Genomic DNA, 14310 nt, shown 5'->3' with positions numbered 1-14310 from the left:
ACCGGTTGCCCGCAACGGCCAGGTGACCTGATGGTGACCGCGGCCGAAACCCCGTCCCAGGCAGGCGGAGGGGATGCGCTTCTGCGCGTCTCGTCCGAAAAGATCGCCCGGCTGATGGATCTGGTCGGGGAACTGTCGCTGTGCATGGCCCAGGTTCTGGCCGGCACGGCAGCCGCGCTGGACGACGACGGTTTCCAGACCCGCGCGCATCGTCTGGGCATGATCCTGCGCGAGGTTCAGGACGCCGCGGTCGAACTGCGGCTCGTGCCGCTGGACGAGGTGTTTCGCCGCCTGCGCCGCATGGTGCGCGAGCTCGAGCGCCAGACCGGGAAGAAGATCGAGCTGCTGCTGAGCGGCGAGGATACCCCGATCGACAAGGTCGTGGCCGACCGGCTTTACGATCCGCTGCTGCATGTGCTGCGCAATGCTGCCGATCACGGGCTGGAACCGCCCGATGAACGCCGCGCCGCGGGCAAGCCGGAAACCGGCATCATCCGCCTTTCGGCCCAGCAGATCGGAAGCGAGGTGCGGATCACCGTCGCCGATGACGGACGTGGATTGCGGCGCGACAAGATCCTTGCCCGCGCCCGGGACCGTGGCTTCTTCGGCGCGGACGAGGAGCCGGAAGACGGTGCCCTGTGGCGCGTCATCCTGGAGCCCGGCTTTTCGACGGCCGAAACCGTCTCGAACCTTTCGGGGCGCGGGGTGGGCATGGATGTGCTCAACACGACGATGCGCGATCTGCGCGGGCGCATCGCGGTGGACAGCACCGCCGGGGCGGGCACCGAGGTCGGGCTGTTCATTCCCGTGTCGCTGGCCTTTCTCGATTGCATCATCATGCGTCAGGGGCGCCGGCTGTTTGCCACGCCGATCGATGTCGTGGCCGAGATCCTGCAACCCCGCCCGGGCATGCTGATCGCCCCATCGGCCGGCGACGGGATCGAGATGGTGCGGATCCGCGATGCCTTCGTGCCGCTGTGTCGGCTGGATCTGTTCTATGCCCATCCGGAAACGGCTTGCAGGGTGGCAGAACCCGGACCGGTGCCGATCCTGATGGTGTTCACCACCTCCAAGGGCCCGGTCGCGGTGCCGGTGGACGAGGTTCTGGACCGTCAGCAGGTGGTGATGAAGCCGCTGACCGGGCCGCTTGCGCAGGTGCGCGCCAGCTGGGGCTGCGCGCTTCTGGGCAGCGGCGAAATCGCCCTTGTCCTTGACGCCGAGCGTCTGTGGCAGGGGGCAGGCCGATGACGCGCTCCGAGATCCGGGGATGCGAGGATATCTGCGGCTGGCTCAGCCACAGTTGCGGCATCCACTATCCCGAGCACAAGCACGAGATCCTGCGTCAGCGGCTGGTCCCGGTGCTGCGCGAATTCGAATTCGAGACGCTGGAACAGCTCGCGCGCGGGCTGCGGGGCGGGCAGCTGCAGGCGCTTGAACTGGCGGTGATGGATGCCGCATCGACCAACCACACCTATTTCTTCCGCGAACCGCAGGTGCTTGAGCATTTCCGCCAGATCATCGTGCCGCAACTGCCGGCCCAGGGCGAGATCCGGATCTGGAGCGCGGCGGCCTCGTCAGGGGACGAAGCCTTCACCATCGCGATGATCCTGGCCGAGACGCTGGGGCTGCGCGCGCTCAGCCGCGTCTCGATCCTGGGCACAGACCTCAGCGCGTCGATGATCCGCCTGGCCGAGGCCGCGCAATACCAGAACGAGCATCTGCAACACATGCCGTTGCGCACGCTGGGCGATTATTTCCGCCGCGGCGCCGGCAACAGCTACGAGGTCATTCCTGAAATCCGCCGCTGCTGCACCTTCCGGCGCATGAACCTGAAGGCTGTTCCCTATCCGTTCCGAAAGCCCTTCCATGTGACCTTCTGCCGTAACGTGTTGTATTACTTCAGCAAGGCCGACCAATCCATGATCGTGAACGCGATGGCGGATGTCACGCTGCCCGACGGCTGGCTTGTCACCAGCGTGACCGAGCCGCTGCGCGAATTCATCTCGCCCTGGGTGCCCCTGCGCAACATGAGCGCCATCTACCAGAGGGCGACATGAGGACCGTCGATGCCCTGCACGACGGATCCGGCCTGCGACCGGTGCGCGTGCTGGTCGTGGACGACAGCGCCATGATCCGTCGCGTTCTGACCATGGGCCTCGAAAGCGGATGCGGCATCACCGTCGTAGGCGAGGCGTCGCATGCGGCGGGCCTGCCCGAGATGATCGAACGGCTGCGGCCCGATGTGCTGACGCTTGACCTCGAGATGCCGCGGCTCGACGGGCTGACTTTCCTGCGCGAGATGATGAAGCGGCGCCCGATGCCGGTGGTGGTGATTTCCTCGCGCACCGGCCGGGGCGAGCGCGACACGATCCGCGCGCTGGAAGCCGGCGCCGTGGCGGTGATCCCCAAGCCGACCATGGGCGTGGGATCGGGCCTTGGCACGATCATGGGCCAGATCTGCGATCTGGTCCGTGGCGCGGCCGGGGCGCGGGCAGCAGGGCCCGGCCGGGTGCTGCACCGGCCGTCAGACGGCAGGCAGGGCTTTCGCGCCGACTGGGTGCTCGGGATCGGCATCTCGACCGGCGGGGTTCAGGCGCTGGGGCAGATCCTGCCGGCCTTCCCGGTCAACAGCCCGCCACTTCTCATCACGCAACACATGCCGGCAGGCTATACCCGTTCCTTCGCGCAGCGTCTTGACGGGCTCTGTCGGCTGCGGGTCCGCGAAGCGGCCGACGGAGAGCTTCTCGTGCCCGGAACGGCCTATGTCGCCCCGGGCGGCGAACGCCACATGGGCCTGCGGCGCGACGCCAGCGGCCGCTATCGCATCCGCCTGATCGAGGGGCCGCCGGTGTCGTTTTCCCGCCCTTCGGTCGATGTCCTTTTTGGACAGATCGCCGAGGCGACGCAGGGCAGTGCCTCGGCGGTGCTGATGACGGGCATGGGCCGCGACGGCGCAGCGGGCCTGCTCGAGATCCGGCGCAGCGGCGGACGCACCTTCACCCAGGACGAGGCGAGCTGCGTGGTTTTCGGCATGCCGTTCGCCGCCCAGCAGATCGGTGCCTCCGAACGCGCCGTCGCCCTTGCCCAGATACCCGGATCCCTGCTGGATTCGGTCCCCCCCGCCGGTGGCGCATGCCCTGCCCGCCATACCCCGAACCAGGAGATCTGACCATGCAGAACCCAGAGGTCGCGATTGCCGGCGCCACGATGGCCGGCCTGAGCTTTTCGGACGAAAACGCCATCGACGACATGTACCTGACCTTTGCCCTGGCCGAGGAGGAATATGGCGTCGCCATCAGCGCCGTGACCGAGATCGTGGGCATGCAGCACATCATGGAAGTCCCTGATGTGCCGGCCTATATCCGCGGGGTCATCAACCTGCGCGGCAAGGTCGTGCCCCTTATGGACGCGCGGCTGCGCTTCGGCCTTCCGGACCAGCCCTATGACGAGCGCACGGTCATCATCGTGCTGGACCGCGGCGATGCGCCGGTGGGCATGATCGTCGATGCGGTCAGCGAAGTGCGCGAGATCCTGCCCGAACGCATCGACGCGCCGATCAACCTTGGCCGCAGCGGCCGCAGCTTCGTGCGGGGGCTGGCACGGCTGGATGATCGGGTTGCGATCCTGCTGGACATCGAGCAGCTGCTCTCGGCCGAAGTGGCCGAGCCCGGCCTGACGACCGTCGAACAGGCGAACTGAGCCATGCGGATCATCGTCTTCAATCAGAAAGGGGGCGTCGGCAAGACCACGACGGCGCTCAACCTTGGCGCGGCACTGGCCCGGGCGGGGCAGTCGGTCACGCTGATCGACCTGGATCCGCAGATGCATCTGACGGCAGCCCTGGGATTCCTGCGTCCCGGATTCGCCTATTCCGTGCGCGACTGGCTGGCCGGGCAATCCGGCACGCCGCTTGCGCTCGAACAGGGCCTGAGCCTGGTGCCCGGCGTGCCCGAAAGCGCGATGGACGCTGCAGACTCGGCAATGGGCGGTGCCGCCCTCCTGCGCGACATGCCCGGCATCACCATCCTTGATGCGCCGCCGGTCTGGTCACGCGGGATCGCACATCTGGTCCGGGCAAGCGATCTTGTCCTGTCGCCGCTCGAACCCGATTTCCTGGGCCTGCAGGGCGTGAACCGTCTGTTGCAGACCCTCCAGGACGAAAACATCCCGCGCGACCGGCTGCGCCTGTTGCTGTCGCGCTTCGCGCCGCGGCTCGGCGTGCATCGCGCGGTGCGCGAAAGCCTGGCGCAGCGCTTTGCGCCGCCGGTTCTCGTGCCCCTGGTCATCCGCAACTCGGTCCGGCTGGCCGAGGCCCCGGGCCATGCGCGCAGCGTTTTCGACCACGCCCCCACCAGCACCGGCGCCCGCGATTTCGCCGCCCTTGCCCGGCTGCTGCTGAGCGAGATCCCCACCGGCCTGACCGTCAAGGAGACCACGCCATGACCAAGCCTGGCAAGACACCGCGCCGCAACGACCGCGCCATGCCCAATGACCCGCTTGCCTGGGTGGATGGCGCCGATCCTCCGGCAGGCACGAAAGCCCAGCCACCCGCCTCCCGGGCTCAGCCGGCGCCAGCCGCCGACGCGTCCCGCCCGTCACACCCTGCCCCGGCCGCATCCCCGCCCGCCTCTGGCGCAGAAAGGACCCCCGCCATGACCACGACGATCCAGGATATTCCTGCCCAAGCCTCCCTCTCGCCCGCCGGCTTTCCTGCCGGCCTGGCGGCCGTGCCGGTTCATGCCGTGCTGGATGGCATGTGCAGCCCGGTGATGATTGCCGACGATGCGCATGTCATCCGATACATCAACCCGGCCACGATACGGCTTTTCCAAGAGCTTGAAGGCGAGATTCAGCGGGATCTGCCCGGCTTCCGGATCGATGCCGCCGTCGGCACCTCGATCGACGCCTTTCACAAGAGCCCGGCATTCCAGAAAACCATGCTGGCCGGGATGAGCGAACGCTATCAGTCCACGATCGTGCTGGGCGGGCGGGAACTGGCCTTCAGCGCCCTGCCGCTTTTCGATCCGGCCGGTCGGCGCGAAGGCACGCTGGTGGAATGGATGGGATCGTTCGAACTGGAGCGCAAGAGCGAGATCAACCGTCTGATCCAGGGCCTGACGGAAATGGCCGCCGCACATGAGGCAGGCGAAATCGACGTCTTCGTCCCGACCGAGGGCCTTTCGAAGGATATCGCCGCCATCGCCCGGAAGGTCAACGAGATGGTGCAGGGTCATATCCTCACCATCGGCGAGGCTGTCGAGTGTTTTGCCGAATTCGCCGGTGGGAATTTCGAGGTGCAGATGCCGGCCTATCCGGGCAAGAAGGCGCGCGTCAACGAGATCTTCGACGAGATCCGCCGCAACTTCCGCGAGGTGACGGACGGCATCCGCCGGATGTCGCAGGCGATCGTGGACGGCAATCTCGACATCACGGTCGATCTTGACGCCTACAACGGCGAATACAAGCTCATCATCGACTCCTACCTGAAGGCCTTCGAAAGCCTGAACCGGGTCTTTGCGGCGATCGGCACCCAGGTGGAACAGGTCAGCATGACGGTCGAGCAGATGACCGGCTCGTCGCAGACGCTTGCCGCCACGTCGCAGATCCAGTCGTCCTCGGTCGATGAGGTTTCGGCCTCGGCCGAGCAGACCGACAGCCAGGTCAAGGCCAATGCCAGCGCTGCCAAGGAGGCGAACCGCCTTGTCTCCGGCGCCTCGGAAGTAGCCAGCACCGGGCTGGAAAAGATTGGCCAGATGGTGCGCGCGATGGATGACATCAACGCCTCGTCGCAGGATATCGCCAAGATCATCAAGGTGATCGACGAAATCGCCTTCCAGACCAACCTGCTGGCATTGAATGCCGCTGTCGAGGCGGCGCGCGCAGGCCAGCACGGCCGCGGTTTTGCCGTCGTGGCCCAAGAGGTGCGCAACCTTGCCGGCCGTTCGGCCAAGGCGGCGCGCGAAACCTCGGACCTGATCGAGAACTCGGCCAAGCGGGTGGGCCTGGGCGTACGGATCGCCAACGAAACGAGCACCGCCTTCGAGCAGATCTCGGGCGATATCGAGCAGGTCAAGGCCCTGGTGCGCGAGATCTCGACCTCGAGCCTGGAACAGGCGCGCGGCGTGGCGCAGATCAACCTGGCGATCGGCGAGGTCGCGAAATCGGCCCTCGCCACCAGCCAGCAGGCGGACGAACTGGCCGCCACCGCCGAACAGATGCACGCGGCGACGCAGTATATCCGCGAGGAAATCGGCCGCTTCCGGCTGCGCCGCGTGCAAAGCGCCGTGCCGGGGCTGGAGCTGCCGCAAACGCTGACGCCCGATGTGATCGCCCAGTTGCGGGCGCTGCTTGCCGCCCAGGACTCCGCCGCCCCGGCTGCGGCCCGTCTCGCATCCGCCGGCACCCGGGATCATGATTCCCGCGGCTTTGGCGGGTTCTGAGACCCAGACCAACAAAGGAAGGACCGTTTCTGTGAAATACAATGTCATGATTGTCGATGACGCCGCGATGATGCGGCTTTACATCGCGAGCTTCATCAAGACCCTGCCCGACTTCAAGGTCGTGGCCCAGGCCGCGAACGGCCGCGAGGCGCTGGACAAGCTGGATGCGATCGAGAACCTCGATCTGATCCTGCTGGACATCGAGATGCCGGTGATGGACGGGCTGGAGTTCCTGCGCCACGCCAAGCTGCGCACCCGCGCCAAGATCTGCATGTTGTCCTCGGTTGCGGCTGCGGGCACACCCCAGGCCGCCAAGGCGCGGGAACTGGGCGCGGATGCCATCGTCTCCAAACCCTCGGGTGCCATTTCGCACGATCTCGAGGAAACGACGGGTGATGAACTTGCCACGACGATGCGGGCCGTGATGGGGGGCTGACCCCCACGCGCCCGGCCTGAACGGGCCAGCCCTTGCCGAGGACCACCGATGTCAGACGAACTTGACGAAATCTGGGCGCTTTATGCCGATGACGGCGCGCAATCGCTGGATGCGATGGAGGATGCGCTCTTGCAGTTGCGCGACCGCCCGGATCAGGCCGATCCGGCGCTGATCGGGGCGCTGTTCCGCGCGGTGCACACGTTCAAGGGCAATGCGCGGGTGCTGGGGCTGGCGACGGTCGAGGCCTGCGCGCATGTGGCCGAAGATCTTATCGGTCTGGTGCGCGACGATGGCGTCGCCCTCGATGCGACCATCCTGGAGCTGATGCTGCATGCGGGCGATACGCTCCGCGCCATGCTGGAGGAAACCGCCCGCACCCGCCACGACGTGGGCCCCGAGGGCTCGGCCGCGCTGGTGCGCCGCATGGAAATCTGCCGGGACGGACATCGTGCGGCGCTTGCCGGCAGCGCGGTGTCCGATGCCGATGCGTCCCCTGACGCCGAACCCGTGGGCGACCCTCCGGCGACACGACCTGATCCGGCGGCCGCGCCCGAGGATCCCGCGGGCGCCGACCATCCGGCGGCGCATGGCGCGGTCAGCGATCCCGCCGGCGCATCCGGTCCGGACGCGGCCCCCGGCACGCCGCGCTCTGCGTCCCTGTTCGATGATCCGCTCTATCGCGACATCTTTGGCACCATGGCCACCGAGGTCATCGCCGAAATCGCCGCCGCCGCCGTGACGCTTGCCTCTGCGCCCGACAGTGCGGCAGCGTCCATCCGCAAGGCAGGCGCGCGGCTGGATCATGCGGCAGGCCAGCTGGATCTGGCGGATTGGCGTGCGGCACTGGCGCTGATCCCGGACGATCTGGCCGCCGTCGGGGCGGATGCGCTGGGGCCTGCGCTGTCGCGGCTCCGGGCGCTTGCCGCTCGCGATCTCGGGCTTGAACCCGAGGTCGGCGGCGCTTTCGGATCCCATCCCGAAGCCGGATCCGAAACCCTCCCCCCCGCCCCCGAGGTGCCAGCCGAAACAGCGGCCGGCCCGCGCTCCGAGCGGCCTGGCAGCTTCTTTTCCGATCCGCTTTACCGTGACATCTTCCGGCAGATGGCCGAGGACGCGCTGAAGACGCTTGGCGACGCCTGCGCCGATCTTCCGGTTTCCCCCGAAAACGCGGCGATGCAGATCCGCCGCGCCGTTTCCGGCCTGTCGCATGCAGCCGAGCAGATGGGTCTGCGCGACTGGTCGGAGGTGCTTGATGGCTTCCTGTCCGGCGCCGAGCTTTCCACCGTCAGCACCGACGCGCTGATCGCGCGTCTGGCAGGCCTGCTTGCCCGGGATCTGGGGACGCCGGCACAAGGCGAAGCGCCCGAACAGGCCGCGGCAGAGATCCGTGCAGATGCGTCCTTCTTCAGCCTGGTTGCACCGCTGGTCGCGCAGCTTCAGCCCGAGGGCGACCCTGCGGGAACGGTTCGGGCGGCGTTGCAGCTGCGCGATATTGCCGGCGAATGGTGTTTTCCGCGTCTGGCCGCGGCCGCGACTGCCTGTGCCCAGGGGGCGCCGAACGGCCGCCTCATGGTGCTTGAAGAACTTGTTCTGGTTCAGGAGGTCGCTTCCGACGCTGCGGCCGAGGCCGGGATCGACCCGCGCGCCCTGCTGGGCCGCGCCTGCGCCGCCACCGTGCTCGACACGCTGGGCGCCCTGACGCAGGGGCTGGGGCAACTGCGCCGGCGTGACGGGTTTGACGGCGCCGCCTTCCAGCGCCAGATGCGGCAGCTGTTTCACGCCTGCAGCTGGTACGGGTTGCAACCGGCGGCGCAGCTGGCCATGGCGCTGTCGGATCTTGTCGCGCGGCTGGCGGCGGGAACGCTCGGCTCGGGGCAGCTGGTGATCCAGATCGCGCAGAATTTCCTCAACGCGCTTGAACATGTCTTTGACGTGCTGGAACAGGGCGAACAGCCCGATCTTGCGCGGATCGAGGTTCTGTTCGACGAGGCGGCGAACTGCTGCTTTACCGGCAACGGGCTGGTGCGGGCGTCGGTTCTTGAACGGCGGCTGGGCCTGCCGGGAACCTTCCAGCGGGTGCTCTCCCCCTCCAGCGTGCGCGCCGCGATGCAGGCGATGGACCGCGGCCTTGGCTTCTACATCGTGCGGGCCGATCTGAACGATGATCCTGATACGGCCGAACGCTTCATGGAGTGGGCCTCGGGCGGGCCGGTGCGGATCATCACCAATGTCACGGTGATGGACGGGGCGCGCACGCTCTACGACTTTCTGCTGACCAGCAGCATCCCCCCCGCGCCGCTGGCCGAGGCGCTCGCGGCCCTCTCGCCCCGGCGCGAGCTTCTGGTGCTGACCCATGTTCTGGAGCCGGGCCGTGGCAGTCAGACCGGCGCCCAGCAGGCCGAAGCTGCCCCCGAGACAACCCCGGCACCCGACGTCAGCGCCGAGATGATCGAGAATATCGGCAAGATCGCCGCCCGGCAAAGCATGATGCATTACCGACTGGCCGATCTGGCCGGGCAGGATCTGTTCGCGCGGATCGACATGATCCTCAAGGAGGGCGCGCACGACTGGGCCGCCGTGCGGTTTCGTGTGCGCCGCCTGATCGAGGATCATTCCGAAAGCATCCAGGCCCTGACCCAGGCCGAGCGCGAGATCGCCTCGGAACTGTCGGCCCTTCAGGAACAGGCGGTGGCGCAGCGCAGCCGACCGGCCGAGGATCTGTTCCGCCAGCTTGACGCCTATCTGCAGACGCAGGCCCTTCAGACGGGCCGGCGCGTCTCGCTTCTGACCGAGGGGCAGGACATCCCGCTGGACCATGCCGTGCAGGACGGTCTGCGGCTGGCGCTGCGCAACCTTCTGCAGGACCGGCTTGCCCGCAGCAGCGACCGGATCCTGCATCTGCACCTGGCCGTTCGCCGCGAGGATGACAGCATCGTCGCCGAGATCGAGGATGACAGCCGCGCGGGTCATTCGCAGACCGTCCTGGCCGAGGTGACGCAGGATCTGCAGGGGCTTGGCGGGCGGATCCGCGTTGCCGAAGTCGCCTCGGGGGGCAGCCGCTTCCGCATCGTGGTGCCGCTGTCGATGCAGGTGATCGAGGGCATGGTCGTGCGGGTGGGTCGGGTGCGGTATGTCCTGCCGATCACCGCGATCTGCCGGATCATCGATGCCGCGGCGGCGGCACGCGTGCCCGTCACCGCCGCGGGTGGGGCAGGCATGCTGCGACTGGGCGAGGACGATCTGCTGCCGCTGCACCATCTGGACGATGGCGGGGCCGATCCCGCGCTTTACGTCGTTCTGGAAAGCGGCGGGCAGCGTATCGCGCTTGCAGTGGACGAGCTTCTGGGACAGCAGCTTGTCCTGTTGCGCCCGTTGCGGGGCTTTCTGGCGGGGATGCGTAATGTCACCGGCAGCGCGATCCTTGCCGATGGCGGTGTCGGCATGGTCCTGTCGCTGGGGCGGCTTGTGGCTCTGCCTCCGGCAGCGTGACCGGTCGGGACCCGTTCCTTCGCCCGAAGATCGCCCGGGGCTGCCGTTCCGGGCCGGGCCGCCGATGATGACCTCCTGGCGGATGGGTCGCGGGCCGCGCCGGTCGGCGGCCCGTATTCGTCGCCACCGCAACGCCTGAAAGCCGTCAAGAAGCGCCTCCATCCCGCTCCGGCAGGGTGGCGCGCGCCATGCCCCTTGCCTTGCCCCGCCTCTCGGCCCGCGCCTGCGAAAGCCGGCCCCCGCAGCGACAGCGTCCCGCTCTGGCAGGACAGGGCCGCCTGGACTTCTGGCCGAACCCCGACCAAGGCCGCGGCCCGGGCGATCCGGCGCATCCGGCCGCAATCGAGGAGATCGCGCGCGCCGGCCCCGGTCGCACCGCGCCCCTTCCGGACCTTGCGCGAACCGGATCACCCCGGGCCGCCAGCCGGCCACCGGCCCACGCAGAACCGCGCCGCGCTTGCGGATCACGATCGCCGCTGCGGGCTTTCCCCCGGCACGCCAATCTGAGAAAAGGGGGCCAAACCAGCCCCGGAGAGATGCCATGTCCTTCACCCGTTCCATCAAGATCGCGCCCTCGATCCTCTCGGCCGATTTCGCGGCCTTCGGCGCGGAATGCCGCGCGATCGAGGCGCAGGGCGCCGACTGGGTGCATGTCGATGTGATGGACGGGCATTTCGTGCCCAACATCACCTTCGGCCCCGCCACCTGCGCGGCGATCCGGCCGCATATCAAGGGGGTGATGGACGTGCATCTGATGATCGCCCCGGTCGATCCCTATATCGAGGCCTTCGCGGCTGCCGGCGCCGATATCATCACCGCCCATCTGGAGGCCGGCCCCCACATCCACCGCACCCTGCAGGCGATCCGCGGCGCCGGCGCCAAGGCGGGGCTGGCGCTCAATCCCGGGACCGGGATCGACAGCGTGGCGCATCTGCTGGACATGGTGGACCTGATCTGCGTGATGACGGTGAACCCCGGCTTCGGAGGCCAGAAGTTCATTCACAGCCAGCTCGAGAAGATCCGCCAGCTGCGCGCGCTCATCGGTGACAGGTCGGTGCATATCGAGATCGACGGCGGCGTGACGACCGAAACCGCGCCCCTGGTCGCGGCGGCGGGGGCCGATGTGCTGGTGGCGGGTTCGGCTGTCTTCCGCGGCGGCTCGGTTGCCGACCCGGCCCCTTATGGCGAGAATATCCGCGCGATCCGTGCCGCGGCCGAGGCGGCGCAGACCAGCTGGGCCTGACCCGTCGCCGGGCGTCGCGGCAAGGCGGCCTTCGGACGACCGGCCGACGGGCATGTGCCGACCATCCAGATGCAGGGCGTGGGATGGAGTTCATGCGGCAACAGAAGCGAAAACCGGCAGCAAGGCTTGCCAAGGGGCCGTCTCTGGCCTTTCATGTGCAGGAACGCCACCGCCTGCCCCGCCTGGCCCCGGCTCGCCTGCCCGTGCTGGCTCTGACGTTGGCTTGTCCCTGCCTGCCGTCCGCACGCCTGCCGTCGGCGTCCCTGCCGTTGCCTTGCCTGCAATCGCCTTGCCTGCAATCGCCTTGCCTGCCCCTGCCGACCCGGCGTCTGCCCCTGTTCCGTCCCAGCCGATCACGTCCCGATCCCCTCCTGTCGTTGCGCCGGCCGCTGCCCCGCCCCGTTCCCCTCCTCTCGTTGCCCCGGCCCCTCGCGTTATCGCCCGTCATGGCCCGCCTGCCGTTGCCGCCCGCCTTCGTCCCCCGTCCCGCCCCTCGGCCCGAATCAGGCCGTCCCGCTCACCCAGGGGGCCGACATGTGTCGGCACCCGACCCTCAAGGAGCCTGCCATGGCCGTTTCGCCCCCCGTCTGTGACTTCGGACATCCCGCCCCCGCCTTCAGCCTTCCCGCGACCGACGGGCGCGTGCTGTCGCTTGCCGATCTGGCGGGGCCGCGCGGCACGCTGATCATGTTCATCTGCAACCACTGCCCCTATGTGCTGGCGGTTCTGGACCGCATCGTGCGCGATGCGCGCGACCTGCTGACGATGGGTGTGGGCGTGGCTGCCATCTGCTCGAACGATGCCGAAGCCTACCCCGCCGACAGCTTTGAGCGCATGCAGGATCTTGCCCGCAGCCGCGCGCTGCCCTTTCCCTATCTGCACGATGCCGACCAAAGCGTCGCGCGCGCCTATGGTGCGGTCTGCACCCCTGATTTCTTCGGCTTCAACGCGCGGCTGGAACTGCAATACCGTGGCAGGCTTGATGCCTCGGGCAGCCGCCCCGCGCCCGAGGATGCGCCGCGCGACCTCTTCGAGGCGATGCGGCTTGTGGCGCGCACCGGGGCCGGCCCGGCCGAGCAGATCCCCTCGATGGGCTGTTCGATCAAGTGGAAGGCGGCATGAGCGGCGTCATCTTCGACCTGGACGGCACGCTGATCGATTCAGCCCCCGACATCCATCGCTGTGCGGCGCTGATGCTGGCCGACGAGGGCCTTGACCCGCTGACGCTGCCGCAGATCCGCAGCTTCATCGGCAATGGCGCGCCGGTGCTGGTGCGACGGGTCATGGCGGCGGTGGCCCTGCCCGATGATCCGGCCCTGCACGCCCGGCTTCTGGCCCGGTTTCTGGAGCATTACGAGACAGCCGTCACCCTGACGCGGCTTTATGACGGGGTGGCGGCCTGCCTTGAGGACCTGGCCGCCGCAGGACGCCCCGTCGGCCTCTGTACCAACAAACCCATCGGCCCGACGCGGGCGGTGCTGGCGCATTTCGGCCTTGCGCAGCACTTTCCGACGGTCATCGGCGGGGACAGCCTGCCGCAGCGCAAGCCCGACCCCGCGCCGCTGCTGGCCTGCCTGCGCGAGATGGGATGCGGCAAGGCCGTCTTCGTCGGTGACAGCGAGGTGGATGCCGAATGCGCCGCGCGCGCCGGGATGGACTTTGCCCTGTTCACCGAGGGCTATCGGAAAGCTCCGGTGGATACGCTGCCGCATGCCTTTGCCTTCAGCCATCACGGCGAGCTTGAGGGCTGGCTTCGGGAATACACATTCATATCTTGAAATGTGTTTGCACTGACGCATATAAGGATGACACTCGAACGCAGGAGAAATGCCATGCAAGCCGATGTCACCGCCTTCTTCGACGAAGCCACCTTCACCGTTTCCTATGTGGTCAAGGATCCGCAGTCAGACGCCTGCGCCATCGTGGATTCCGTTCTGGACTTCGATTATGCCTCGGGCCGCACCGATACGCGTTCGGCCGATGCGATCGTCGACCATGTCCGCAACCACGGGCTGAAGGTGGAGTGGATCCTCGAAACCCATGTCCATGCCGACCACCTCTCCGCCGCCCCCTATCTGCAGGAACGTCTTGGCGGCAAGATCGGGATCGGCGACCAGATCACCGTGGTGCAGAACACGTTCGGAAAGGTCTTCAACGAAGGAACCGAGTTCCAGCGGGACGGATCGCAGTTCGACAAGCTGTTCAAGGAAGGCGACAGCTTCAGCGTGGGCGCGCTTGCCGCGCAGGTGCTGCACACGCCGGGACATACGCCGGCCTGCCTGACCTATGTGATCGGTGACGCCGCCTTCGTGGGCGACACTATGTTCATGCCCGATTTCGGCACCGCGCGCTGCGACTTCCCGGGCGGCTCGGCCGAGGCGCTTTATGACTCGATCCAGAAGATCCTCGCGCTGCCGGATGAAACCCGGATCTTTGTCGGCCATGACTACAAGGCGCCCGGGCGCGATTCCTATGCCTGGGAATCCACCGTGGGCGAGCAGAAGCGCATGAACATCCATGTGGGCCAGGGCAAGCCGCGCGAAGAGTTCGTCCGCATGCGCCAGGAACGCGATGCGACGCTGGCCATGCCGCGGCTGATCATTCCTTCGCTGCAGGTGAACATGCGCGCGGGCCAGATGCCGCCGGCGGATGAGGAAGGCAAGACCTTCCTGAAAGTGCCGGTGAACGGTCTCTGAGCCCTT

General features: G+C 67.7%; 12 protein-coding genes. All 12 read left to right on the top strand.

Annotated features, from left to right (window positions below):
- Positions 1–30 precede the first annotated feature (30 nt).
- The 12 genes from ACFQXB_RS05230 to ACFQXB_RS05175 all read left to right on the top strand — a co-directional run bounded on the left by ACFQXB_RS05230 (position 31) and on the right by ACFQXB_RS05175 (position 14304).
- On the top strand, positions 31–1248 hold the full coding sequence (locus ACFQXB_RS05230; RefSeq protein ID WP_377400176.1) for a chemotaxis protein CheA: 1218 nt from the start codon (positions 31–33) through the stop codon (positions 1246–1248).
- Positions 1245–2057, top strand: coding sequence for a CheR family methyltransferase (locus ACFQXB_RS05225; protein WP_377400173.1), 813 nt, complete (start codon positions 1245–1247; stop codon positions 2055–2057). The genes ACFQXB_RS05230 and ACFQXB_RS05225 overlap by 4 nt, the downstream gene beginning before the upstream one ends.
- Positions 2054–3169 carry a protein-glutamate methylesterase/protein-glutamine glutaminase gene (locus ACFQXB_RS05220; RefSeq protein WP_377400170.1) on the top strand — a complete coding sequence of 372 codons (1116 nt, stop codon included), beginning with the start codon at positions 2054–2056 and terminating at the stop codon, positions 3167–3169. The genes ACFQXB_RS05225 and ACFQXB_RS05220 overlap by 4 nt, the downstream gene beginning before the upstream one ends.
- 2 nt (positions 3170–3171) lie before the next feature.
- Positions 3172–3699, top strand: coding sequence for a chemotaxis protein CheW (locus ACFQXB_RS05215; RefSeq protein WP_377400167.1), 528 nt, complete (start codon positions 3172–3174; stop codon positions 3697–3699).
- 3 nt (positions 3700–3702) lie between these two features.
- Positions 3703–4443, top strand: a complete 741-nt coding sequence (locus tag ACFQXB_RS05210; protein ID WP_377400164.1) for a ParA family protein — start codon at positions 3703–3705, stop codon at positions 4441–4443.
- 209 nt (positions 4444–4652) lie between these two features.
- Positions 4653–6440 carry a methyl-accepting chemotaxis protein gene (locus tag ACFQXB_RS05205; RefSeq protein WP_377400161.1) on the top strand — a complete coding sequence of 596 codons (1788 nt, stop codon included), beginning with the start codon at positions 4653–4655 and terminating at the stop codon, positions 6438–6440.
- A 31-nt stretch (positions 6441–6471) separates the two neighbouring features.
- On the top strand, positions 6472–6876 hold the full coding sequence (locus tag ACFQXB_RS05200; RefSeq protein WP_377400158.1) for a response regulator: 405 nt from the start codon (positions 6472–6474) through the stop codon (positions 6874–6876).
- Positions 6877–6924: 48 nt separating this feature from the next.
- Positions 6925–10365: an Hpt domain-containing protein gene (locus tag ACFQXB_RS05195; RefSeq protein ID WP_377400155.1), complete on the top strand. Its 3441-nt coding sequence runs from the start codon at positions 6925–6927 to the stop codon at positions 10363–10365.
- A gap of 541 nt (positions 10366–10906) precedes the next feature.
- Positions 10907–11608: a ribulose-phosphate 3-epimerase gene (gene rpe / locus ACFQXB_RS05190; protein ID WP_377400152.1), complete on the top strand. Its 702-nt coding sequence runs from the start codon at positions 10907–10909 to the stop codon at positions 11606–11608.
- Between the two features lie 567 nt (positions 11609–12175).
- Positions 12176–12730: a thioredoxin family protein gene (locus ACFQXB_RS05185; RefSeq protein ID WP_377400149.1), complete on the top strand. Its 555-nt coding sequence runs from the start codon at positions 12176–12178 to the stop codon at positions 12728–12730.
- Entirely contained in the window at positions 12727–13386 is a 660-nt protein-coding gene (gene gph, locus ACFQXB_RS05180) for a phosphoglycolate phosphatase (RefSeq protein ID WP_377400146.1), read from the top strand. Before ACFQXB_RS05185 ends, gph begins: the two co-directional genes overlap by 4 nt.
- A 54-nt stretch (positions 13387–13440) precedes the next feature.
- Positions 13441–14304: an MBL fold metallo-hydrolase gene (locus tag ACFQXB_RS05175; RefSeq protein ID WP_377400143.1), complete on the top strand. Its 864-nt coding sequence runs from the start codon at positions 13441–13443 to the stop codon at positions 14302–14304.
- The last annotated feature ends 6 nt before the right edge of the window (positions 14305–14310 follow it).

Source organism: Halodurantibacterium daqingense (assembly GCF_042666235.1).
In the GTDB taxonomy this organism is placed as follows: Bacteria; Pseudomonadota; Alphaproteobacteria; order Rhodobacterales; family Rhodobacteraceae; genus Halodurantibacterium; species Halodurantibacterium daqingensis.
The sequence above is the reverse complement of the archived record's forward strand: the minus strand, read 5'-3'. Positions and strand labels throughout refer to the sequence as shown.